Source organism: Paracoccus cavernae (genome assembly GCF_042430175.1).
Taxonomy (GTDB): Bacteria; Pseudomonadota; Alphaproteobacteria; order Rhodobacterales; family Rhodobacteraceae; genus Paracoccus; species Paracoccus cavernae.
Genome location: NZ_JBHMDZ010000011.1, coordinates 23769 through 46443 on the forward strand (window position 1 = coordinate 23769; position 22675 = coordinate 46443).

Genomic DNA, 22675 nt, shown 5'->3' on the forward strand with positions numbered 1-22675 from the left:
ATTGCGGCCGGTCACGGCAGGCCAGACCGCAACAGCCACAATTTTGGTGACCCGATGACCCAGATCGATCCGCGCCCTGCCCTGCCCGACACCGCGCCTGATGCCACTCCCTCCCGCCTGCTGCCCCTGACACTTGCCCAGCTCGACTTCTGGGAGGAGTTCCGCCACCACCCCGACGAGCCGGTCTCGACCGTGGCCCATGTCGTCACGCTGAGCGGGGCCGGAGACGCTGCGGTCGATGGCGAGGCCTTGGCGCGTGCGATCACCCAAGTCATCGCCGAAACCGATGTCTTCCGCCTGCGCTTTACCGGCGAAGGCGACAAGAGCCCGCGCCAAAGCGGGGATGCCGCCCCGCCGCCTTCCCTGCGCCGGATCGATCTTTCGGATGCGGGCGATCCTGCGGCCGAGGCCCGCAAACTGATCGACGCGGATATGGCGCGCACGATCGATCTGCGCCGCGATCCCCTCTCCTCGCAATGGCTGATCCGTTTGGGGCCGGACCTGTGGCAATGGTACAACCGCGGCCACCACATCATTCTCGACGGCTACAGCATGGGGCTGATCGAACAGCGCTGCGCCGAGCTTTACGCCCATTTCGCGCAGGCCGGCCCCGAAGGACGCCCCTTCTCACGCTTCACGGCCTATCTCGCGGAGGAGGATGCCTACCGCGCCTCGCCCCGTCACGAGGCTGCCAAGACCTTCTGGCGCGGGGCACTCGCTCGCACCGCCCCGCTCCCCCTGATCCGCAAGGGCGAGGAAAATTACGCGCTTGCGGGGTATGGCCATGACTTCACCTTGCCGCAAAGCGGGGCGGGGCTTGCGGCTTTGACCAAGGCCACGGGACTCGGCTGGGCGGATCTGATGACGGCGCTTGCCTCGGCCTATCTGCTGACCCATCTGCCGCGACCGGATACCGGAACAGGACACGCGGGACTGGCGGTCTGGCTGCCCTTCATGAGCCGCATGGGCAGCGTCAGCGCGCGCATTCCGGCGCTGGTCGTCAATATCCTGCCGCTGGCGGTCCACACGCCCAGCGACGGCCTGTTCGGGACCTTTTTGACCGAGACTGCTGCGGGGCTGCGCGCCCTTCGCCGCCACGGCCGCTACCGGATCGAGCAGATCGCCGAAGACAGCGGCATCCGGTTCGGCTCTCGCTTCTTCTTTTCGCCGCTGGTCAATGTCATGCCCTTCGACCGCCCCCACTTCGACGGCTGCGCGGCAGAGAGGCAGGTCCTTTCGAACGGCCCGAATGACGGGTTCAACATCACCATCCGCGCCGAACATAATGGGAGCGGCATGCAGTTGCGCATCGACGCCGACCCAGCTTTGACACCGCTCGCCGAATTCGAGGCCCATTGCCGCGACCTCCCCGCCTTTCTCGCGGCGGCCCTGCAGGAGAAGAGCCTGTCCCTGCCGCTTGCTGCTTTGCTCAAGAGCTGAGGGCGCTCGGCGCAGTGGTCGCTGCAGTCGGCCGCAGAAAGACACATTCGCGCGTGGGCATGGCCCTGCCCTCCCAGCATCCCTGCACATCTGCCCTCCGCCCAGCGCTTTGGCGATCAGGACACAACGGCCGCTTGGAGGCTTGGAGGTACACACATGCTCCCCCTTCAGGGCAAGACCTTATGCGGCCCTTGGTACTTGGCTGGCGGGTCTGCGCGGAGAAGGCGGCGCTGGGCGTCTCCGCCCTCCGCTCATGCCTCGGCCACGGCATTGCGACATGGAGAACGGCTCAGCCGCGCACCGGTCCTGTGGTTTCACCCGAACGCAGGCGGCAGGGCAGGATCACCTGAGGGGGGCCCGTCCTCTCGGGAAGACCGGCGAAAAGCGCAAAGGCCGCTTGGGCGATCTTTGCGACCGGTTGCTCGATCGTGGTCAGGCGCGGCGTGATCATTGCCGCGACCGGCAGCCCGTCAAAACCCATAAGCGAGAGATCGCGCGGAACCGAAAGCGCCAATTCCTGTGCCGCGCGCAAGGCACCGATCGCCTGTTGGTCCGAGCTTGCGACGACGGCAGTCGGACGGATCGTCTCGGGCAACGCCATCAGACGCTTGAGCCCCTGCTCCCCGCTGGTCAGATCGAAACGGCCGGTCACGATGTAATCGGCAACCGCGATCCCCTCTTGTGCCAGAAGCGGCGCCATGAGCCCGAGATAGCTGTCGTGGCGCAAACGCGCCGGCATCAGGCTTTGCTCGCCGGCCAGCAAGGCGATGCGGCGATGTCCGAGGCTGACCAGATGGTCGAGGCCCAGCGCCATCCCTCCGGCATGATCGGATGCCGCGCCGATCTCGACTCCCGTCCCCGTCTGCGGAGCGGCCAGACGGTCGACATGGATGATGGGCAGGTCATAACCCGCATAATCAGCCGAGCCGGCCTGACAACGGATCAGGAAAAGCCCGTCGATACGGCGGCGGAAAAGGGAATCGACACAGGCCGCTTCGATGCGGGGATCCTCGGTCGAATTGGTCAGGAAGAGGTTGTACCCCCCCGCACGGGCCGCCTGCTCCAAAGCCTGCACCAACTCGGCGAAAAACGGATTGGCCAGATCGGGGACCACGACCCCCAGACATTTGGTGAAGCGCCGCCCGAGATCCTGCGCGATCTGGTCGGGACGGTAATCCATCTGCGCCATGACCGCACGGATACGGGCCCGCATCTGCGCCGAAACCGCCGGATGATCGTTGAGCACCCGCGAGACGGTTCCCACGCCGACGCCCGCCTCTCTGGCGACATCGCGGATGGTGATCTTGCGGGGCGCGGCAAGCGGATCCTTCGGCGCGGGCTCCGGTCCCGTTGCCCCTGCCGCCTTGTGTCTGCCCTGCATCATTACCCCCGTCCGGTCTCGGGCGCATCGCCGCGGCACCCCTTTGCGCGGGCCTGTCTGCCACTTCCGCCCCGCATGCGCAAATCAGCGCGCGCCGCGGCGTTGGGCAATGCGGTTTTGTACCGCATCGAGGATCACGGCGAGGATGATCACCGCACCGGTAATGATCTGGCGCACGAAATCGCTGGCACCAATCAGGATGAGGCCGTTGCCCAGCACCCCGATTACCGCAGCCCCGAGCAAGGTCCCGATCATCGAACCGCGTCCGCCGTTGAGGCTGGTTCCACCGATGATGACCGCCGCGATCGCGTTCAGCTCGTAGCCGTTGCCCATGATCGGCGAAGCGCTGGTCAGGCGCGCCATATACATCACCGCGGCAATCCCGACCGCAAAGCCGCAGATCCCGAAGGCGGCGGTCTTGTAGACCAGCGTATTATGTCCGGCCAGACGCACGGCCTCTTCGTTGTTGCCGATCGCATAGAGCATGCGGCCGAAAACCGTGCGCGTGAGCACGACCCAGCCTAGCCCGACGACAATCAGCGCAACAATGAACAAAAGGGGAACGCCCGCAATGCTGGCCGTGCCGAAGCTCGTGAAAGCGGGGTTCGAGATATAGACCGTATTCGATTGGGTGAACTGCAGCGCGGAGCCGCGCGCCATGTTCAGCATGCCCAGCGTCACGATGAAGGAGGGGATCGACCACCAGGCCGAGATCAGCCCGTTGATGATGCCGCAGAAGGTCCCCACCCCGCAGGCGACAAGGATCGTCAGCGTGATCGCCAGCCATGAGGGCAGATCGGGGTTCGACATGAAAGTCGCCGCGATCACCGCCGCCAGCGCCATGACCGAACCCACCGACAGGTCGATCCCGCCGATCAGGATCACGAAGGTCATGCCTGCCGCCAGAATGACGTTCAGCGTGATCTGGACCATGATGTTGGACAGGTTGATCTGGGTGAGGAAGGTCTTGGTCGTCAGGCTGAAGACGATGATCAGCAAGACCAGCGCCACCCCGATACCGGCATTGCGCAAAAGCCCGCCCCAAAAGGCGCTGCGCGGAACATTCGGGCGGCCCTTCGCCGCGGCAGTGGTGTCAGTGCTCATGGGAAACCTGCTCTTTGAGATATTCGCTATAGGCGAGCTGGAGGATCGCCTCTTCGGTCATGGCCTCGCCCTCGAGGCTGCCCGCGATCACGCCGCGCGACATGACCTCGACGCGATCCGCGAGGGTCAGCAGCTCGGGAATGTCCGAGGAGACGACCAGAATGGCGACGCCCTCCTCTGCCAGCTTGCCCAGAAGCGCGTAGATTTCGGCCTTGGCCCCGACATCGATGCCGCGTGTCGGCTCGTCGAGCATCAAAACGCCGGGTTTGCGCAAAAGCCACTTCGCCAGAACGACCTTTTGCTGATTGCCGCCCGAAAGGCTCGCGACCGGCAGATCGAAACCGGCCGCGCGAATATCGAGCGAGCGCAACATGGCGGAAACCGTGCGGTTCTCCGCGCCACGATCGAGAAAGCCCGCGCGCGAATGCTCGTGCACCGTCGCAAGCGAGCCGTTCACGGTCAACGACATCGGCAGGACCAGCCCCTCTTCCTTGCGGTTTTCGGTCACGAGGCTGATCCCCGCCGCAATCGCGTCGCGCGGGCTTGCGACCGTCACCGGACGCCCGTCACGCAGCACGAGACCGCGTGCCGGCAGATCGGCGCCGAAAATCGCGCGCAAGAGCTCGCTGCGGCCCGCGCCGACCAGCCCCGCGATCCCGAGGATCTCTCCCGCGCGCAGGGTCAGCGAAATATCCGGCCGCGCCGCATTGAGTGCGGTCTGGAAGCCGTCGATCTCCAGCGCGGGTCTACCTCCGGCGCGGGCCGGACGGGCAAGACGCTCCTGACGCAATTCGCGGCCGACCATCTGCTGGACCAGACCATCCGCGGAAACGGCCCCTGTCTCCTGCGTGACGATCATCCGGCCGTTTCGGAAGACGGTCACGCGGTCGCAATGGGCGAAGACCTCTTCGAGGTGGTGCGAAATGAAAAGAACGGTCGTGCCCTGCGCCTTGAGACGGTGGACGATCTCGAAAAGGCGGCCGCTTTCGCGCGGGGTCAGGGTCGCGGTCGGCTCGTCGAGGATCAGAACGCGCGCATCATCCGCAAGCGCGCGGGCGATCTCGATCAATTGCTGCTGGGCGACGCCGAGCGTGCCGACCGGAAGGCGCGGATCAAGCCCCTCGAGCCCGACCAGCGCCAGAAGCTCCTGCGCGCGTCGCATTAGGACCGGCGTATCGACAAAGATGCCGAAGCGGCGCGGCAGGCGCTCGAACAACAGGTTCTCGGCGATGCTGAGCGAGGGCAGAAGGCTGAATTCCTGATGGACGACACGAATGCCCCGCGCCATCGCCTCCGAGGGCGAGGCAGGCGCATAGGCCGCACCGTCAAGCGTCATCGTCCCGCCGTCGGGCTGGATGATGCCGCTGAGGATCTTGATGAAGGTCGATTTTCCGGCCCCGTTCTCGCCGACGATCGCATGGATCTCTCCGGCCGCGAAATCGACCGAGATCTCCTGCAATGCCGGCACGCCGCCATAGGATTTGGAGATCAGGCTGGTCGCGAGCCGCAGGCTCCGCCCCTCTGGCGGATCGTGCGGCGTGGATGGCGCGCTTGCTGTCGGGGTGGGGCCTGCCCGATTTCGGCCGGATGGGGCTGGGGTCATATCGCAATCCCGCAATGATGTCCGGAAACGTGTCCGGCTGGCTGTCCGGTTGGCGCGGGACGGACAGGCGTCCTCCCCGCGCCGGCTTTTCCCGCTGGACTCAGTTCTTGGTCACGAGCTTGATCTCGGTCGTGACCCAACCTTCGAGCGGCGTGCCCGAGCGGAAGGATTCGATTCCGCGGTTGATCGCATCGGCAGCCATGTCGCGGCCGAACTGGTCGACGGTGGCCAATACGCGGCCGTCTTCGACCATCGGGCGGATCGCGGGGATATTGTCGAAGCCCACGACCTGGATCTTGCCGGTCAGACCCGCGGCCTCGATCGCCTTGACCACGCCGAGCGCCATCGAATCGTTCGCGGCCATCACGCCCTGAACATCGGGATGGGCGGTGAGCATGGTGGTGAAAACGGTATTGGCCTCTTCGGTTTCCCAATGCGCGGTGCGCGAATCCAGCAGTTCGAGCCCGTGTTCGGCAATTGCCGCGTCAAAGCCCACCTTGCGCTGTTTGGCGTTGTCGGCACCGGGGTTGCCCTCGATGATGACCACTTTCGCGCCCTTGCCCAAAACCTCGGCCAGCTTGTCGCCCGCCATTTTCGCGCCCGCGGCATTGTCGGGACCGACGAAGGCCAGTTTGAGACCCGCCTGCGCCTTGGCCTCCTCGTCCAGCGGCACGTCGAAGTTCACGACGGTGATGCCGGCGTCCACCGCACGTTTCGCGGGGCCGACCATGGCGCGGCTATCGGCGGGGGCCAGAACGATGATGTCTTTCTGCTCGACGATGCAGGTGTCCATCGCATTGACCTGCGCGTCAAAGTCCGTCTCGGACTGCATCCCGACCATCTTGAGGTCGAAATCCGCGCGCTTGGCTGCATATTCCTCGGCGCCGACACTCATGTCTTTGAAGAACTCGTTCGACAGCGATTTCATCACCAGACAGACCTGAGGACGTTCCGCATCCGCCAGCGCCGGCAGAGCAACAACAGTCGTCATCAGCGCCACGGCAACAGTGGTCATCGTCTTGATCATTTCTCTCTCCTCCATGGTTTGGGCGGTTCGATCCTCTGTGGAACCGGTTCCATGTCCGATTTCACGCAGATTTAAACCCTTTTGTCTATGATTCCCCGCAACCGACATCCCGCCTCTGTCCAAACAGCCAAGCCGCAGCCCGAAATCGGCCCGCGAAAGGCGGTGCCGAAGGCGCGGCGAAAGCCCCGACAGGGCCGGATTTGCGAGGCGGTTGTTTTCGCGGATGAACGGCTGTACTTTATGCGAATTATTGAAACAGAATTCACATATCGGCACTTGCCCCAAGGGCCGCGAAGTGGTTCCTGCTCATAATGGCCCGAGTTCCGGCCAATTTCCAAAGAGGATTCCCACCATGCGCTACAGCCGCGATTTGAATGGCTATGGAGAAAACGCCCCCGATCCGAAATGGCCGGGCAATGCGAAAATCGCGGTCCAGATCGTCGTGAACTACGAAGAAGGCGGCGAGAACAGCATCGAGCATGGTGACGCGGCCTCCGAGGCCTTCCTGTCCGAAATCATCGGCGCGCAGCCCTGGCCGGGCAAGCGTCACTGGAACATGGAATCGATCTACGATTACGGTGCGCGCGCGGGCTTCTGGCGTCTCTACCGCATGATGAAAGACATTCCGGTCACCGTCTACGGCGTCGCAACCGCGCTCGAGCGCAGCCCCGAACAGGTGGCGGCGATGCAGAAAGCCGGCTGGGAGATCGCGACCCACGGCCTGAAGTGGATCGACTACCGCGACGTGCCGCGCGAGGTCGAAGAAGACCATATCGCCAAAGCGATCAAGCTCCACACCGAGATCACCGGCGAGCGCCCCTATGGTTTCTATCAGGGCCGCACCTCGATGAATACGGTCGCGCTCGGCTGTGAAGAAGGCGGCTTCGCCTATCTCGCAGATACGATCGCCGACGACCTGCCCTATTGGCATGTCCACAACGGCAAGCCGCAGCTGATGGTGCCCTATACGATGGACGCCAACGACATGCGTTTCTCGAGCGGTCAGGGCTTCGGCACCGGCGAGGAATTCCTCGACTACCTCAAGGCCAGCTTCGACGTGCTTTACGCCGAAGGCGAGGCCGGCGCGCCCAAGATGATGTCGATCGGTCTGCACTGCCGTCTGGCGGGCCGTCCGGGTCGTGCGATCGCGGTGCAGAAATTCATCGAATACGCCCGCTCGCATGCCAATGTCTGGTTCGCATCGCGTCTCGACATCGCGCGCCACTGGGCGCAGGTCCATCCCTATGAGGCGACCGAGCGTCCGTCCGAAATGGACCGCGAGACCTTCGTGGCCAAGTTCGGTTCGATCTACGAACATTCGCCCTTCATCGCCGAGCGCGTCTGGGACGGTGAAATGGGTGCGGTCCATGATACCGCGCTGGGTCTTGCCCGCCGCATGGCGCAGATCTTCCGCGCCTCCTCCGACGAAGAGCGTCTGGGCGTTCTGAACGCGCACCCCGATCTTGCCGGCAAACTGGCCGCGGCAAAGGCGCTGACCGCCGAAAGCACCGCCGAACAGGCGAGCGCGGGTCTGGATGCCTTGACCGACGACGAGCGCGCGACCTTCAACCGGCTCAATACCGACTACGTCGCGCGCCACGGCTTCCCCTTCATCATCGCGGTCCGCGACTACGACAAAGCCGGCATCATGGAAGCGATGCAGAACCGCATCGACAACGACACCGCGACCGAGCGCCGCGAGGCCGAGCGTCAGGTCAGCCGCATCGGCGAGCTGCGCCTCCAGCAGGTGCTGGGCTAAGGCGCGAAACGGCCCCCCGCAAGGCCGGGCCGCCAACCGCCCCAGAACTTCCGGTCATGCGCGGTGCCTCGAGCGTGCACCCCGCCTGACCAGCCGAGCAGAGCCCCGGGCGCAAGCCCCGACGGCCAGCCAACGATTTGCCTTAACTATGCCGGAGCACGATGCTCCGGATCTCAGGAGACACCATGTCCAACGCCAAGAAGAACAGCTACGCTGGTCCTTTTGCCGGCCTTCCGCCCCAGTCCGACCTCTCGGTCGACACCGCCGTTTTCACCGATGCTTATGCCGTCATTCCGGCAGCGACGATGCGCGATATCGTCACGAGCTTCCTGCCCGGCTGGAAGAACATGCGCATGTGGGTCATCGCCCGCCCGCTCTCGGGTTTCGCGGAAACCTTCAGCCAGTATATCGTCGAGCTGAACGGCGATGCGGGCTCCGACCGCCCCGAAACCGATCCGACCGTGCAGGCTTCGCTGTTTTGCACCGACGGCTCGATCGAGGTCACCATCGACGGCAAGGCCCATGTGCTGACCGCCGGCGGCTTCGCCTATATTCCGGCCGGCACCGCATGGTCGGTCAAGAACGCATCGGATCTGTCGCGCTTCCATTGGTGGCGCAAGCGTTGGGAGCCGGTCGAAGGCCTCGACAAGCCCGATGTCATCATCGCCAATGAAAACGACATCGAACCGATCGCCATGCCCGACACCAACGGCGCATGGGCGACGACCCGTTTCATGGATCCGACCGACATCCGTCACGACATGCACATCACCATCGTGACGCTGAAACCGGGCGGCTCGATCCCCTTTGCCGAAACCCATGTCATGGAACACGGGCTGTTCGTGATCGAGGGCAAAGCGGTTTACCGTCTCAATCAGGATTGGGTCGAAGTCGGCCCGGGCGACTTCATGTGGCTGCGTGCGTTCTGCCCGCAATGCGCCTATGCCGGTGGCCCGTCGAACTTCCGCTACCTGCTCTATAAAGACGTCAACCGTCACGCGAAAATGCTGTAAGAAAAGGGGGCCTCGGCCCCCTTTTTTTCATTCCCGAATGCCGTCGGCCCGCAGCGTGTTTAGACCGCCTGTTCGGCCTCACGCTCGGCCTCGGCCTCGCGCACGGCGATTTCGGCCATGGCCAGTGCGGCCTCGCGGGTTGCGGCTGCCGCGATGAAGCGGCCGTTATGGCAGAATAGCGCGCCTTTGACGCCCGAAGCTTGTTCCAGCGCCTCGTTGGTCAGACCGGCCCAAGCGGCAGGCAGATCGGCGCGCAGGGCGAAGCCCTCCTCGGATTTGCGGATGCCCCCGATGCTCCAATCCTTGCCGCGCGGGTTGATCACGAACCACAGATGGTCCGCGCCCGCTTTGACCACGGTCGGACGGAAAGGCATGCCCATCGGCAGTTCCAGCACGCGGCCCTCGCCCGCCTGTTCGATCGAGGCCATCACCATCGCCTCGGCACGCAATTTCGCGGCGCTGCGGTTGATGCGGGCCTCGACAAACGCGCGGGCGATGCCGAGCGCGAGATGGAAGGCCTCGGTTTCGGCCTCGGGGTCGGTATTGTCGAAAACCGGTTTCAGCGTCTCTAGGAGGCTCGGCAGAACCATCCCCGCCAATTGCGGCCCCGCGGCCGAAGGGCTGAGCGCGCCGTTGTCGACCAGATCGAGCGGCAGAACGAAACCCGTGTCGAACGAACTGTGGATCGCGTCGATATTGGCCTCGGCAATGCCGAAACCGGCAAGATAATCGCGGCCGAAATGGCGCCAGACCAGCCCGAAAGAGCTGAGCGGCTGCCCGTCGTCGCGCAAAGGTGCGCCGCGCTGGTGGTGGTCGAAGATCCGCGCCTCGGGATCATAGGCCCCGCCGACGTCATAGATGATGCGGTCTTTGGCCGGCGTGATCCATTCGGGCGCGCGGCTGCGCACCAGCTCGGCCTCTGGAAACAGCCGCGTGAGGATCACGCTCGAGAGCAGCTCGTCGGCGTGAAAGCCGCCGGAATGGGTGACGAGATAGCTGGGCTGCATCATGGTGTCCTTGGATCGGTTCGTCTGGAAATCGTCGCGCGCGCCCGCAGGGCCGGCAAAGCCCGCCTGCCCTACGCCGATTGACCGCTTTTGGCAATCGGCGCAGGCGCGCTGCGTGCGGGCACGCCCGCCCCCGCCCTTTAGCGTTTGCGCACGAATTCGGTGCGCAGCACGAGGCCGCGAATGCTGTCGTGGCGGCAGTCGATTTCTTCGGGATTGGCGGTCAGGCGGATCGTGCGGATCACGGTGCCCTGTTTGAGAACCGTGCTGGTGCCCTTGACCTTGAGGTCCTTGACCAGCACCACGCTGTCGCCATCCGCCAGCACATTGCCCGCCGCATCGCGCACCACGACCTCCGAGCGCGCAGCGATCTCGGAAGCCGGAAGCCATTCGCCGCTGGCCTCGTCATAGACATATTCTTCATCTGCGGCCATATCGCCCCCCTGTCGATGCTGATGGAACGAGACCCATCCCCGACGCGGAACCAAAGGTCAAGCGCAGCCTAGAAAATCGCGACTTCCGCACCCAGCGAGGAGGCGAGCGAGCGCAGCCGCGCCTCGGCAACCTCGCCCATGAGCGCGCGGCCTGTTTTGGTCAGATGCAGCTCGAGCCGCTTTTCTTCGGGGAAATATTTCAGCGCCCCCGCCTCGCCCGGATCGCGGACCGAAAACATCGCGCCGAACCGCATCGCCTTGCCGAGGATTTCGGCCTTGGTCAATTCGGTCTCGTTGAGCAAGGTAAACAGCGCCGCCATCGGCGAAGCGGCGCGGCTGTTGCGGTAGCGGTGCAGCAAAGCCAACCCGAGAAAGACCCGCTCGGGATGCGAAAGCGCGGCCATATTGGCGCGCGTCACATTGTCGAAACAGGCGTCGGCGCGGTAATCGGGATGGGTGCGCCATGCCGTGTCGTGGAGCAGACAGGCCGCGCGGATCAGGCGGTCCTGCTCGGGTGGTTCATTGGCGAAAATCGGCAGCAGGAACTGGTAGAGCTTCTTGCCGAAGCCCGGCATCCGCGCCATCTGGCGTTCGGTGAAACGCGCGGCCTCGATCAAAGGATCGCGTTTGCGCAGGCTCGCGGGCATCTTTTCGTAAAGCAGCCCCTCGCGGATCCCGTAAGAGGAAATCGCCAGTGATTTCGGCTGGAAGCTCAGAACCAGCTGGCGCAGGACCTGACTGGCCAGCGGCACCAGCTCGATCCGGCTCGTGGAAATGCCGGTCTGGGCCTTGAGCGCCATCAGATCGTTCTCGCCGATCCATTTCACGGTCTCGAGCGCCGCATCGGGGCTCATGCGGTATTCGTGCAGAACCGTCATCGGATAATTGGCGCGCTCCATATCGAGGCGCGCAATCGCACGCCACGAGCCGCCGACCAGATAGATCTGCTCGTGATCGGCGCCGATCTTTTCGACCAGCCCGTCCATCACCGACTTGATATGTTCGCGCAGACCGGCCTTGCCGCCCTCGATCTGCTGGAGACGGAAGGGCCCGAGCGGCGAGGTTTCGCGCCGCCCGACCTTGCCGTTTTCGACGACCGCAAGTTCGAGAGAGTTGCCGCCGATATCGCAGACGAGACCGCGCGCATCTGGCCAGCCGAGCAAAACCCCCTGCGCCGAAAGCCGCGCCTCTTCCTCGCCCTCGATCACCAGAAGCTTGAGGCCGGTCTCCGCCTCGACCGCCTTGCGGAAAGCGCGGCCGTCCTTGGCCTCGCGCACGGCGGCGGTCGCGACGCAGATCAGGGGTTTGATCCCCATGCCGTCGGCCAGAACCGAAAAGCGCTTGAGCGCGGCCATGGCGCGTTCGACCCCTTTGGGGTTGAGATGGCCGGTCGTGACCAGCCCCTGACCAAGGCCCGCCATGACTTTCTCGTTGTAGAAATAGGCGGGGCTGCGCGCCGCGCCGTCGAAGACAACCATGCGGATCGAGTTCGATCCGACATCGACCACGCCGACACGGCTGAGCGAACGCTCGAAGACGCTGCTCCCGAAGGGCTCGATGGTTTCGCCGCTTGTGATCACCACGCCGCTCATGAGGCCCTCCGATTCGTCGCTGACAACGCTCTTTGCGCTGGATGGTTCAATCCGGTGAATGCGTCAACGCCAGAACGTCCTTGGCACCGGCACTTCCCCGACCCGAAAGAGACGGATTTTCCATAAAGAACTTGTGACAGCTGAACAAATCGTCGCGCCCGACCGGCAGATGGCGGACGTAGCGTCCATCGGGCTGCAGGATCCAGCTTTGCGCCTCGTCGGCGAGATTGGCGGCCATGATCTGGCTAGTGATCTGGGCTTTCACCGTCTCGTTGAGGCATTCGACCAGCGTTTCCACCCGCCGCGAGAGGTTGCGGCCCATCCAGTCGGCCGAGCTGATGAAGACCCGTGCGCGTTTGGACGGCAGGCCCTGACCATTGCCGAAACAGACGATGCGCGAATGCTCGAGAAAGCGCCCGACGATGGATTTCACGCGGATGTTTTCCGACAGGCCCTGAATGCCCGGACGAAGCCCGCAGATGCCGCGCACCACGAGGTTGATCTTTACGCCCGCCTGGCTCGCGGCATCGAGCGCCTCGATAATATCCTTTTCGATCAGGCTGTTCATCTTGGCCCAGATCTCGGCAGGCCGCCCCTGCCGCGCGAATTCGACCTCGCGCCCGATCAGCTCGATCAGCCGGTCCTTGAGGTTGAGGGGCGAGATCGCGAGGTTCTCCAGCTCGCTCGGCTGGACATAGCCGGTGAGGAAGTTGAAGACCTTCGAGGCATCGCGCCCCAGCGCCGGATCGCAGGTGAACAGCGAAAGATCGGTGTAGATCCGCGCGGTGATCGGGTGGTAGTTGCCGGTTCCGAAATGGGTATAGGTCACCAGCTGGCCGTTCTCGCGCCGCACCACGGTCGAGATCTTGGCATGGGTCTTGTACTGGGTGAAACCATAGACAACATGCGCGCCGGAACGCTCAAGCCGGCGCGACTGGCGGATATTGGCGGCCTCGTCGAACCGCGCTTTCAGCTCGACCAAAGCGGTGACGGTCTTGCCGGTCTCGGCCGCGGCGCAAAGCGCATCCACGATCGGGCTGTCGTAGGAGGTGCGGTAGAGCGTCTGTTTGATCGCCAGCACATTGGGATCATGCGCCGCCTGCTGCAAAAAGCGCACCACCATGTCGAAAGTCTCGTAGGGGTGATGGAGCAGCATGTCCTTTTGCCGGATCGCCGCGAACATGTCGCCGTCGTGATCCTGCACGCGTTCGGGCACGCGCGGGGTAAAGCTCGGCCATTGCAGGTCGCGCCGGTTGTCGAGCACCAGCGCGCCGAGATCGGCCATGCCCAAAAGGCCTTCGACCTCGACCACCTCTTCGGATTTCACCTCGAGCTTTTCCATGATCAGCCGGCGCAAACGGTCCGGCGCGCCCGCCGTGATCTTGAGCCGGATGACCGAGCCGCGACGGCGCCGCTTGAGCGCGCTTTCGAATTCGCGCACCAGATCCTCGGCCTCCTCCTCGACCTCGAGATCGCTGTCCCTGAGCACGCGGAAGGCGCAGTATCCGGTGTCGCGATAGCCAGGAAAAAGGCTGCGCAGATGCATCAGAAGCAGGTCTTCGAGCCGCAGGAAGCGCGTGCCGCCGGGCAGCGGGATGAAGCGCTCGATCTGCTGGGGCACCGGAAGCAGAGCCTGCATCTGCCGCCCGTCGCTTTCCGCCGCAAGCTCCAGCGCAAGGCAGAAGCCGAGGTTGGGGATGAAGGGAAAAGGATGGGCGGGGTCGATCGCCAGAGGCGAGAGGATCGGAAAGACATCCTCGACGAAATAGCGCCGCAGATAGGCTTCTTCGGCGCGCGTCACGCGCGAACGCGACAGGATGGTGATGTCGGCCTGCTCCATCTCGCGGCGAACGCCGGTCCAGACCGCCTGTTGCGCGGCCATCAGGCGGCGCGCATTGGTATTGACCAAAGCGAGCTGCTCGGCCGGAGTCAGCCCGTCATCCGAAGGCGTGCCATGACCCTCGCGCACCAATTCGCGCAGGCCCGCCACGCGGACCGTATAGAATTCGTCGAGGTTCGTCGCCGAAATCGACAGGAAACGCAGTCGTTCGAGCAAAGGCACACGCGGATTGCGCGCCTCGTCGAGCACGCGCCAGTTGAAGCTCAGCCAGCTGACCTCCCGATTGAAAAAGCGCGCGGGGCCTTCGGGCGTCCCGTCCGGATAGCTGCGCGGCGCGGGGATGGGCGAGGTCAGAAAATTGGCTTGTGTCATGGCAATCGATAACAAATGTTGCGTGGGGATCATGCGTCCGGTTCAAAGAGCTTGTCCAGCCATTCGGCGGCCAATCTGCGTGTTATTGCGCGATGATCCGCCATTGCCGCCGTATCGATCGCCGTGACCAGCCTGCGGGCAAGATCGAGATCGCGGTCCATGCGCAGCGAGAGGAAATCGATCACCTCGGGCGAGACGGAAATCTGGCGGTCGGCAAAGAGCTTGACCAGAACCGCCGGCAAAAGCGCCTGATCGGGGGGGCCGAGTTCGACCTTGGTCAAAGCCTCCATCCGCGAGGCGAGATCGGGCAGCGTGATCCCCCAATCGCGCGGCGGCGATTGCGCGGTCAAAAGCAGCAGGCAATCGCGCTCGACGCTGAGGTTCCACAGATGGAACATCGCCTGTTCGGCTCCGGCGGCTAGGCCGATGCGATGGGCATCCTCGATTACCAGCGCGCCGTCATGGGGCACGAGATCATCAAGCGCATCGATGCGCAAAGCCGCCGCCTGCTGGCGCAAGGCGCCGTTCTCGCCCGCCCAGAACCGCGCGATGTGGGATTTTCCCGTCCCCGGCCCGCCCAAAAGCAACAACCTGCCCTGCGGCCAGAGCTCGGGGCGGTCAAGCATGGCCAGAGCATCGCGATTGGCCGCCGTCACCAGAAAATCCGAGCGCGACGAGGCGGGTGGTCCGGCAAGATCGAACGTCAGCTGTCTCGACACGCGGCTCAGCCCCTTGCCGCTTTGCGGAGGGATGCCGCAAATCCGGCGGGCATGCGGGTCACGGAGGCGGAGCAGCCGGACACGAGCAAATTTCGGGCAATCGACGGGGCATTGCCGCGCTGGGGGACCGGCATTTCTGCCCCGCGCGTCCAGACCGCGCCCGCAAGCTCCATCATGCCCTCACCGATCATCCCTGCTCCCTGATCTTGCTGTTGGTTGTGGCGGCCCGCGCTGCGGCGCCTATCCGCATCGTCCGTCCCCAAGCGCTTTGCGGCCCTGTTCCTGCGTCGTCATTACCCTGTCTTTGGCCCCCAAGGGCCGTCTGCACCTTCGCCGCGCGCCGATACGGGGCGCGGATTTGGCCCCATTCTCTCCGACGCGCCAAGCTTTGCAACCACTTGCCGCCAAAATCATACGGGCCGGAGGATGCTCCGGCCCGTGTTTCTTTATCGTGCAGTTAGTCCAAAGCCGTCTTGCGCTCGAGCTTTTCGGCCTTTTCCTGGGCTTTCGCCTCGATTTCGCGGCGGCGGCGCAGCTCTTCCTCGAGCTCCTCGCGCTTGATCGCGGCAATCGCCATCTCGCGCGAGACCAGCGCCAGATTGCGCTTTTGCTCGGCAGTACCGGCCGGAACGATCTCGACCAGGGTCGGCGGCGCGGGCTGGGGCGGGATCTCTTGTCCGGTATAAAGCGCGCTCTCCTTGTAGCGCGCCGCCGCAAAGCGCACGAGAACGCCAAGCGCCGCCGACAGGGGCACCGCGACCAAAAGGCCGACAAAGCCGAAAAGCGTGCCGAAAACCGACAAGGCCAGCATCAGCCAGACCGGATGCAGGCCGACATGCCCGCCGACAATCTTGGGCTGGAGGTAGTTGCCCTCGACGATCTGGCCGATCGCGAAAACCGCGACCACCGCACCGATCGAGAAAGGCTGCCCCCAAAAGGAAAACAGCGCGACCCCGATGGCCGTCGCCCCGCCGACCACGACACCGACATAGGGAATGAAGGACAAGGTCGCCGCCAGAACGCCGATCGCGATGCCGAAGGGCAAACCGACCACAGCCAGCGAGATCGAATAAAACGTGCCGAGGATCAGGATCACCAACCCCTGCCCGCGCATGAAACCCGAGAGCACATCGTCGATGTCATGGGCCAGCTTGCGGATGGTCGGCGCGCCTTCGCGCGGCAGCAACTCGTCGAGGCGCGCAACCATATTGTCCCAGTCGAGCAGCAGGTAGAAGGCCACGACCGGCACGATGACGAACAAGGCGACAAAGCTCACGATCCCCATGACCGAGCCGAGAACCGTGCCCAAAAGCTCGCCCCCCCTCTCGCTGATCGTGGTACCGACACGGGCAAGCGCGGCGCTGACCGGCCCGCCTTCGACCATCAGATCAGGGAAGCGGTTGACCAGAAAGACCTGAAGCTTGGTCACCATCTCGGGCGCGGTCTGGATCAACTGTGTGGTCTGGCGGATCAGGACGGGCATGAAGACCAGCACGACGACCACGAAAAGCATCACCACGCAAAGCGTGATCACCACGACCGACAGGGTGCGCGACAGCCCCTTGCGTTCCAGCCAATCGGCCACCGGATCGAGAAGATAGGCCACCCCCGCCCCGATCAGGAAGGGCATGACGGCATTGCCGAGCCCCCAAAGCACCAAAAGCAGGACGATCAGCCCCCCGCCCCAATACCAGGATTGTTTATGTGCCGGCAGGCGCATGGTCGTTCTCCGATTTGATTGGCGCGAATGTGGGGCCAAGGGGGGCTCTATGCAAGCAAGGCCGTTGACGCGGGCGCGCGCCGCAGGGGGGAGGCCCGCGGGAACCTGCCGCAACGGGCGCGCGGTCGGCAGGGTTGAACCGTGCAGGTCCAAAGTGGACATGCTCCACCGCAGGGACCCCGCCCTCGCATCGCGAACGACGCGCACGGTTGCGAACAGCTTGGGCGGAACACCCGCTTTGGAGCCCAAGTCGCAGGACGCTGTTGCCGCGCGGGGCGCGTTGCGATAACCCGTTTGTGCAAATCAAGAGGTTTCCGCCATGCGTCTGTCGCGCTACTTCCTTCCCGTTCTGAAAGAGGAGCCGAAAGAGGCTCAGATCGTCAGCCACCGCCTGATGCTGCGCTCGGGCATGATCCGCCAACAGGCGGCGGGGATCTATTCCTGGCTTCCGCTCGGCAACAAGATCCTCAAACGCATCGAGCAGATCGTTCACGAAGAACAGCAGCGCGCGGGCCATATCCCACTGCTGATGCCGACGCTCCAGCCGGCCGATCTGTGGCGCGAATCGGGCCGCTACGACGCTTACGGCGAAGAAATGCTGCGCATCACCGACCGCAACAAGCGCGAGATGCTCTATGGTCCGACCAACGAGGAAATGATCACCGACATTTTCCGCAGCTATGTCTCGAGCTACAAATCGCTGCCGCTGACGCTTTACCACATCCAGTGGAAATTCCGCGACGAGATGCGCCCGCGTTTCGGCGTGATGCGCGGACGCGAATTCCTGATGAAGGACGGCTACAACTTCGACCTGACCAAGGAAGATGCGCTGCACGCCTATAACCGCCACCTCGTCAGCTATCTGCGCACCTACGAGCGCATGGGCCTGCAGGCGATTCCGATGCGCGCCGACGGCGGTCCGATCGGCGGCGATTACACCCATGAATTCCTCGTTCTGGCCGAGACCGGCGAATCCGAAGTCTTCTACGACAGCGAGATCACCGATCTGAAATTCGGCAACCGCCAGATCGATTACGACAGCGTTGAGCAATGCGAGGGCGTGCTGCAGGAATTCACCTCGCGCTATGCCCGCACCGACGAGACCCATGACGAAGCGATCTTCGCCGAGGTCCCCGAGGATCGCCGCCGCTCCGCGCGCGGCATCGAAGTCGGCCAGATCTTCTACTTCGGCACCAAATACTCCGAAGCGATGGGCGCCAATGTCGTCAACGACAAGGGCGAGCGCGTTCCGGCCCATATGGGCTCGCACGGGATCGGCGTCTCGCGTCTTCTGGGCGCGATCATCGAGGCCAACCATGACGACAAGGGCATCATTTGGCCCGAGGGCGTCACGCCCTTCCACGTCGGCATCGTCAATCTCAAACAGGGCGACGCCTCGACGGATTCGGCCAGCGAGGCGCTTTACACCGAGCTGAAAGCTGCCGGTCTCGACCCGCTTTACGACGACCGCGACGAACGTGCGGGCGCGAAATTCGCGACGATAGATCTCATCGGCCTGCCCTGGCGCATCACGGTGGGCCCGCGTGGTCTGGCCGAGAACAAGGTCGAGCTGACCAACCGCCGCTCGGGTGAATCGGTCGAGATGTCGCCGGCCGAAGCGGTGCAACGCCTGAAGGCGGTCTACCAGCCGGTCTTCGACGCGGCCTACAAAGGATGATCACCCGATGACCGCACTCCGCCTGATCCTTGCTCTGGTCGTCGCCTCGCTGTTTTCACAGTTTCCGGCATTTTCCGATCAATATGTGCAGCGATTGGGCGGAGAGGTCGAGGCGCTGACCAAGCTTGCCGCCGCCTTCGCTACCAATCCGGAGACGGATGCGCCGACGCGGACGGCGGCGCTGGCGGATCTGTCCGGCGGCGCCGCTCCCGCCGAACACCCAGTCATGGGCGAGGTCGTCGCGCGGCTAGACGCGGCGAAGGCCGATCTTGCCGCGCTCGAGGCATCCGGCCCGCTCGAACGCTTGGCCGAACCGCAACGCTTCCGCGATCGCGCAACGCTGGCCGCGACTTGGTACGATTTCAAACCCGCTTTGCCGATTTCGACCAGCGGCCTGATTGCCGCCGTGATCGGTTTCGCGCTTGGCTGGTGCCTTGCCTTGGTGATCGGGCTGTTTCTGCCCAAGCGCCACCGTCCGGCCTGACGCCGCGCTTCGGGTAGCGCAAGCGCCCGAGGCCGCCATCATTAGCCACAGAAAAAGGGCCGGTCTAATTGACCGGCCCTTTCCTGTTCGTCTCGCCTTGTCCCGCCTCGTCACGCGCGGATCAGTGCCGCGCCTAGCGAATTGGCTTCAGAGCGGGTGATGCGCACACGCACGAGGTCGCCGACTTTGGTGTCGCCGGCATTCTCGATGAAGACCGCATGGAGATACTCGGATTTTCCGATCATCTGACCGTCCAGTCGTCCGGCCTTTTCGACCAGAACGCTCAACTCGCGCCCGACCATGCTTTCCTGCGTGGCCTTTTGCTGACGCGTCAACAGGGCCTGCAATTCCTGCAAGCGGGCATCGGCGACGGCGGCATCGACCTCGGGGCGGTCGGCGGCGGGTGTGCCCGGACGGGGTGAGTATTTGAAGCTGTAGGCCATGCCGAAATGGACCTTTTCGACCAGCGCCATAGTGGCGGCGTGATCTTCGTCGGTCTCGCCGGGGAAGCCCACGATGAAATCAGAGGTCAGGACGATATCGGGGCGCGCGGCCTTGATGCGCTCGATCAGGCGAAGATATTCCTCGGCGGTGTGCTTGCGGTTCATCGCCTTGAGAATGCGGTCCGAGCCCGATTGCACCGGCAGATGCAGATAGGGCATCAGCTTGGCCTCGTTGCCATGAGCCTCGATCAGATCGTCGGTCATGTCGTTGGGATGGCTGGTGGTATAGCGGATGCGGTCGAGCCCGTCGATTTCGGCCAAAGCGCGGATCAGCCGGCCCAGCTCCCAATCCCCGCCATCCGCACCAGCACCATGCCAGCCGTTGACGTTCTGGCCCAGAAGCGTGATGTCGCGCACCCCGCGCGAAACCAGATCGCGGGCTTCGGTCAGGATACGGTCGACCGGACGGCTGACCTCCGCCCCGCGGGTATAGGGCACAACGCAGAAGGCGCAAAACTTGTCGCAGCCTTCCTGAACCGTCAGGAAAGCGGTCGGCGCACGACGGGTCGCGGGGGATTTCGGCAGATGCTCGAACTTGTCCTCGGCGGGAAACTCGGTATCGACCCCGCCCCCCTCGCGCACCATTTTCGGCAGGCGGTGATAGGCTTGCGGGCCCACGACCAGATCGACCAGCGGCATGCGGCGCTGGATCTCGGCACCCTCGGCCTGTGCGACGCAGCCCGCAACGCCGATCTTGAGATCGGGACGCTCGGCTTTCAGCGGCTTGAGGCGGCCAAGGTCGGAATACAGCTTTTCCGCGGCTTTCTCGCGGATGTGGCAGGTGTTGAGAAGCACCATATCCGCATCTTCGGCGGTCTCGGTCAGCACATAGCCCTCCGAGCCCATCGCTTCGGCCATGCGCTGGCTGTCATAGACGTTCATCTGGCAGCCATAGGTCTTGATGAAGAGCTTTTTGGCCCCTTCAACCGTCTTTTCGCCCTGCGCTGTCTCGGTCATGTCGCGATTTCCCCGGAAAGTTCGGCCTGCGATACAGGATGGCGCCGAAATTGGAAAGTACTGCGGGAAAGGCACGCGCAGATTTGAAGGATGCGCCCCGCACGGCAACCCCGAATGGCCACGAAGGCATGGCCACAAAGGGAGGCACCGCGAATGCACGGTTGTTGCGGCACGCGCGAGGCTTTAAATTTGCGACCATGATCCAAGCAAGCGACCTGACCTCGATCACCAATATCGGCCCTGCCACCGCGAAGGCGCTGATCGGGGCCGGCGTGCCCGATGTTGCGACGCTGCGCGCGCTTGGCGCGCACGAGGCCTATCGCGCGCTGGTTCTGGCGGGCGAGAAGCCGCATTTCATCGGCTATTACGTCCTGCAGATGGCGCTGCAGGGCCGTCCTTGGAACGATTGTCGCGGTGCGGAAAAGGCCGCTTTGCGCGAGCGCTTCGACGCTTTGATCGCCGACTGCCGCCGCTCCGCCCTGCCCGACGACATCCCCCATAGCCTCGCCGAGGCCCTCGACCGCATCGGACTTGCCCGCCGCTAGGAACGCCTTGGCGCCATAGGCCGCAATGTCGCAAAAGACTGCCCTTGGCGCGCTTCCTCCCCATTGAACCGCGTCACGGCCCCCGCTAGCGTGACCCAAACAGGCTTATTCTGGGAGTGCCGCCGATGACCACGCCGCAAAGCTGGGAAGCTCGCGCAGAGGAATATTCGCTTTACGGTTTCACCGACATGCCCTCGGTCCACGAGCGCGGCACGGTGGTTCTGACCCATGGCGAGGGTCCCTATGTGTTCGACACCAACGGCAAGCGCTATCTCGATTCGAACTCGGGCCTGTGGAACATGGTCGCGGGTTTCGACCACAAGGGTCTGATCGAAGCCGCACAGGCGCAATATGCGCGCTTTCCGGGCTATCACTCGTTTTTCGGGCGGATGTCGGACCAGACGGTGATGCTGTCGGAAAAGCTGGTCGAGGTGTCGCCCTATGATCGCGGACGGGTGTTTTACACCAACTCGGGTTCCGAGGCGAACGACACGATGGTCAAGATCTTGTGGTTCCTGCACGGCTCCGAAGGCAATCCGAAAAAGCGCAAGATCCTGACGCGCTGGAACGCCTATCACGGCGTGACGGCGGTTTCGGCCTCGATGACGGGCAAACCCTATAACGAGGTCTTCGGCCTGCCGCTCGAGGGTTTCATCCATCTGACCTGCCCCCATTACTGGCGCTATGGCGAGGCCGGAGAAACCGAGGCCCAATTCGTGCAGCGCCTCGCCCGCGAACTGGACGAGACGATCGCCCGCGAAGGCGCGGATACGATCGCGGGCTTCTTTGCCGAGCCGGTAATGGGCGCAGGCGGCGTCATCACGCCCGCCAAGGGTTACTTCCAGGCGATTGCGCCGATCCTGAAAAAGCACGGTATTCCGCTTGTCGCCGACGAGGTGATCTGCGGTTTCGGCCGGACCGGCAATACCTGGGGCAGCCAGACCTATGATTTCGTCCCCGATGCGATCATCTCGTCGAAGAACCTGACGGCGGGCTATTTCCCGATGGGAGCGGTCATCCTTGGCCCCGAACTGGCCGACCGCGTGCAGGACGCTGTCGAAAAGATCGAGGAATTCCCCCACGGCTTCACCGCCTCGGGCCATCCGGTCGGCTGCGCCATCGCGTTGAAAGCAATCGATGTGGTGATGAACGAGGGGCTGGCAGAGAACGTCAAACGCCTCGCGCCCCGCTTCGAGGAAGGGCTCAAACAGCTCGCGCAGAACCCCAATATCGGCGAATATCGCGGCGTGGGCTTCATGTGGGCTCTCGAGGCGGTCAAGGACAAGCCGACCAAGCTGCCCTTTGACGCCAAGCTGTCCGTTTCCGAGCGTATCGCCAACAGCTGCACCGACCACGGGCTGATTTGCCGCCCGCTCGGCCAGTCCATCGTGCTCTGCCCGCCCTTCATCATGACGGAAGGCCAGATGGACGAGATGTTCGACAAGCTCGAACAGGCGCTGAAGAAAGTCTTCGCAGAGGTCGCCTGACGCGCCCTGA

18 protein-coding genes are annotated in these 22675 nt (G+C 63.9%); 7 read left to right on the forward strand and 11 right to left on the reverse strand.

Going from position 1 to position 22675, the window contains the following annotated elements; all coding sequences use genetic code 11:
* Window positions 1-54: 54 nt before the first annotated feature.
* On the forward strand, window positions 55-1440 hold the full coding sequence (locus tag ACFFUC_RS09335) for a condensation domain-containing protein (RefSeq protein ID WP_377685627.1): 1386 nt from the start codon (window positions 55-57) through the stop codon (window positions 1438-1440).
* Window positions 1441-1729: 289 nt separating this feature from the next.
* Here ACFFUC_RS09335 and ACFFUC_RS09340 read toward each other — a convergent pair whose 3' ends face one another.
* The 4 genes from ACFFUC_RS09340 to ACFFUC_RS09355 all read right to left on the reverse strand — a co-directional run bounded on the left by ACFFUC_RS09340 (window position 1730) and on the right by ACFFUC_RS09355 (window position 6555).
* Window positions 1730-2821: a LacI family DNA-binding transcriptional regulator gene (locus tag ACFFUC_RS09340; RefSeq protein ID WP_377685628.1), complete on the reverse strand. Its 1092-nt coding sequence runs from the start codon at window positions 2819-2821 to the stop codon at window positions 1730-1732.
* A gap of 84 nt (window positions 2822-2905) precedes the next feature.
* Window positions 2906-3925, reverse strand: coding sequence for an ABC transporter permease (locus tag ACFFUC_RS09345; protein ID WP_377685630.1), 1020 nt, complete (start codon window positions 3923-3925; stop codon window positions 2906-2908).
* The gene (locus ACFFUC_RS09350; RefSeq protein WP_377685632.1) at window positions 3915-5528 is read right to left on the reverse strand and encodes a sugar ABC transporter ATP-binding protein; all 1614 of its coding nucleotides are present in this window, start codon (window positions 5526-5528) and stop codon (window positions 3915-3917) included. The genes ACFFUC_RS09345 and ACFFUC_RS09350 overlap by 11 nt, the downstream gene beginning before the upstream one ends.
* Window positions 5529-5628: 100 nt before the next feature.
* Entirely contained in the window at window positions 5629-6555 is a 927-nt protein-coding gene (locus ACFFUC_RS09355; RefSeq protein WP_377685634.1) for a sugar ABC transporter substrate-binding protein, read from the reverse strand.
* A gap of 352 nt (window positions 6556-6907) precedes the next feature.
* Here ACFFUC_RS09355 and puuE point away from each other — a divergent pair, with 352 nt between their 5' ends.
* A complete protein-coding gene (gene puuE / locus ACFFUC_RS09360) occupies window positions 6908-8314 on the forward strand; it encodes an allantoinase PuuE (protein WP_377685636.1) in 1407 nt (468 codons plus the stop codon).
* A gap of 185 nt (window positions 8315-8499) precedes the next feature.
* Window positions 8500-9327 carry a bifunctional allantoicase/(S)-ureidoglycine aminohydrolase gene (locus ACFFUC_RS09365; protein WP_377685638.1) on the forward strand — a complete coding sequence of 276 codons (828 nt, stop codon included), beginning with the start codon at window positions 8500-8502 and terminating at the stop codon, window positions 9325-9327.
* A 59-nt stretch (window positions 9328-9386) separates the two neighbouring features.
* Here the strand turns inward: ACFFUC_RS09365 and ACFFUC_RS09370 are convergent, their stop codons facing one another.
* From ACFFUC_RS09370 to ACFFUC_RS09395, 6 genes are all read right to left on the reverse strand, one after another.
* On the reverse strand, window positions 9387-10334 hold the full coding sequence (locus ACFFUC_RS09370; protein WP_377685744.1) for an MYG1 family protein: 948 nt from the start codon (window positions 10332-10334) through the stop codon (window positions 9387-9389).
* A 140-nt stretch (window positions 10335-10474) separates the two neighbouring features.
* Window positions 10475-10768 (reverse strand): zinc ribbon domain-containing protein YjdM, encoded by a 294-nt coding sequence (locus ACFFUC_RS09375; RefSeq protein WP_377685640.1) that lies wholly within the window; start codon window positions 10766-10768, stop codon window positions 10475-10477.
* A 68-nt stretch (window positions 10769-10836) separates the two neighbouring features.
* On the reverse strand, window positions 10837-12360 hold the full coding sequence (locus ACFFUC_RS09380) for a Ppx/GppA family phosphatase (protein ID WP_377685642.1): 1524 nt from the start codon (window positions 12358-12360) through the stop codon (window positions 10837-10839).
* Between the two features lie 46 nt (window positions 12361-12406).
* Window positions 12407-14572, reverse strand: a complete 2166-nt coding sequence (locus ACFFUC_RS09385; protein WP_377685644.1) for an RNA degradosome polyphosphate kinase — start codon at window positions 14570-14572, stop codon at window positions 12407-12409.
* Window positions 14573-14601: 29 nt separating this feature from the next.
* A complete protein-coding gene (locus tag ACFFUC_RS09390) occupies window positions 14602-15291 on the reverse strand; it encodes a P-loop NTPase family protein (RefSeq protein WP_377685646.1) in 690 nt (229 codons plus the stop codon).
* 457 nt (window positions 15292-15748) lie between these two features.
* The gene (locus ACFFUC_RS09395; protein ID WP_377685648.1) at window positions 15749-17011 is read right to left on the reverse strand and encodes an AI-2E family transporter; all 1263 of its coding nucleotides are present in this window, start codon (window positions 17009-17011) and stop codon (window positions 15749-15751) included.
* A gap of 319 nt (window positions 17012-17330) precedes the next feature.
* Here ACFFUC_RS09395 and proS point away from each other — a divergent pair, with 319 nt between their 5' ends.
* Window positions 17331-18689 (forward strand): proline--tRNA ligase, encoded by a 1359-nt coding sequence (proS, locus tag ACFFUC_RS09400; RefSeq protein ID WP_377685650.1) that lies wholly within the window; start codon window positions 17331-17333, stop codon window positions 18687-18689.
* A 7-nt stretch (window positions 18690-18696) separates the two neighbouring features.
* Window positions 18697-19173, forward strand: a complete 477-nt coding sequence (locus ACFFUC_RS09405) for a DUF2937 family protein (protein WP_377685652.1) — start codon at window positions 18697-18699, stop codon at window positions 19171-19173.
* A gap of 110 nt (window positions 19174-19283) precedes the next feature.
* Here the strand turns inward: ACFFUC_RS09405 and miaB are convergent, their stop codons facing one another.
* Window positions 19284-20633 carry a tRNA (N6-isopentenyl adenosine(37)-C2)-methylthiotransferase MiaB gene (miaB, locus tag ACFFUC_RS09410; RefSeq protein WP_377685653.1) on the reverse strand — a complete coding sequence of 450 codons (1350 nt, stop codon included), beginning with the start codon at window positions 20631-20633 and terminating at the stop codon, window positions 19284-19286.
* Window positions 20634-20830: 197 nt separating this feature from the next.
* On the opposite strand from miaB, the gene ACFFUC_RS09415 reads away from it, so the two are divergent.
* Together ACFFUC_RS09415 and ACFFUC_RS09420 are read left to right on the forward strand one after the other, a co-directional pair.
* The gene (locus ACFFUC_RS09415) at window positions 20831-21178 is read left to right on the forward strand and encodes a TfoX/Sxy family protein (protein ID WP_377685654.1); all 348 of its coding nucleotides are present in this window, start codon (window positions 20831-20833) and stop codon (window positions 21176-21178) included.
* Between the two features lie 125 nt (window positions 21179-21303).
* The gene (locus ACFFUC_RS09420) at window positions 21304-22665 is read left to right on the forward strand and encodes an aminotransferase (RefSeq protein WP_377685656.1); all 1362 of its coding nucleotides are present in this window, start codon (window positions 21304-21306) and stop codon (window positions 22663-22665) included.
* Window positions 22666-22675 lie beyond the last annotated feature (10 nt).

What these genes read in the sequence shown, in the direction of transcription:
- ACFFUC_RS09335 (WP_377685627.1), top strand. Translation starts at nt 55, where the DNA reads ATGACCCAGATCGATCCGCGCCCTGCCCTGCCCGACACCGCGCCTGAT.
- puuE (WP_377685636.1), top strand. Translation starts at nt 6,908, where the DNA reads ATGCGCTACAGCCGCGATTTGAATGGCTATGGAGAAAACGCCCCCGAT.
- ACFFUC_RS09345 (WP_377685630.1), bottom strand. Translation starts at nt 3,925, where the DNA reads ATGAGCACTGACACCACTGCCGCGGCGAAGGGCCGCCCGAATGTTCCG.
- ACFFUC_RS09375 (WP_377685640.1), bottom strand. Translation starts at nt 10,768, where the DNA reads ATGGCCGCAGATGAAGAATATGTCTATGACGAGGCCAGCGGCGAATGG.
- proS (WP_377685650.1), top strand. Translation starts at nt 17,331, where the DNA reads ATGCGTCTGTCGCGCTACTTCCTTCCCGTTCTGAAAGAGGAGCCGAAA.
- ACFFUC_RS09380 (WP_377685642.1), bottom strand. Translation starts at nt 12,360, where the DNA reads ATGAGCGGCGTGGTGATCACAAGCGGCGAAACCATCGAGCCCTTCGGG.
- ACFFUC_RS09395 (WP_377685648.1), bottom strand. Translation starts at nt 17,011, where the DNA reads ATGCGCCTGCCGGCACATAAACAATCCTGGTATTGGGGCGGGGGGCTG.
- ACFFUC_RS09385 (WP_377685644.1), bottom strand. Translation starts at nt 14,572, where the DNA reads ATGACACAAGCCAATTTTCTGACCTCGCCCATCCCCGCGCCGCGCAGC.
- ACFFUC_RS09365 (WP_377685638.1), top strand. Translation starts at nt 8,500, where the DNA reads ATGTCCAACGCCAAGAAGAACAGCTACGCTGGTCCTTTTGCCGGCCTT.
- ACFFUC_RS09405 (WP_377685652.1), top strand. Translation starts at nt 18,697, where the DNA reads ATGACCGCACTCCGCCTGATCCTTGCTCTGGTCGTCGCCTCGCTGTTT.
- ACFFUC_RS09355 (WP_377685634.1), bottom strand. Translation starts at nt 6,555, where the DNA reads ATGATCAAGACGATGACCACTGTTGCCGTGGCGCTGATGACGACTGTT.
- ACFFUC_RS09415 (WP_377685654.1), top strand. Translation starts at nt 20,831, where the DNA reads ATGATCCAAGCAAGCGACCTGACCTCGATCACCAATATCGGCCCTGCC.
- ACFFUC_RS09340 (WP_377685628.1), bottom strand. Translation starts at nt 2,821, where the DNA reads ATGCAGGGCAGACACAAGGCGGCAGGGGCAACGGGACCGGAGCCCGCG.
- ACFFUC_RS09370 (WP_377685744.1), bottom strand. Translation starts at nt 10,334, where the DNA reads ATGCAGCCCAGCTATCTCGTCACCCATTCCGGCGGCTTTCACGCCGAC.
- ACFFUC_RS09350 (WP_377685632.1), bottom strand. Translation starts at nt 5,528, where the DNA reads ATGACCCCAGCCCCATCCGGCCGAAATCGGGCAGGCCCCACCCCGACA.
- ACFFUC_RS09420 (WP_377685656.1), top strand. Translation starts at nt 21,304, where the DNA reads ATGACCACGCCGCAAAGCTGGGAAGCTCGCGCAGAGGAATATTCGCTT.
- miaB (WP_377685653.1), bottom strand. Translation starts at nt 20,633, where the DNA reads ATGACCGAGACAGCGCAGGGCGAAAAGACGGTTGAAGGGGCCAAAAAG.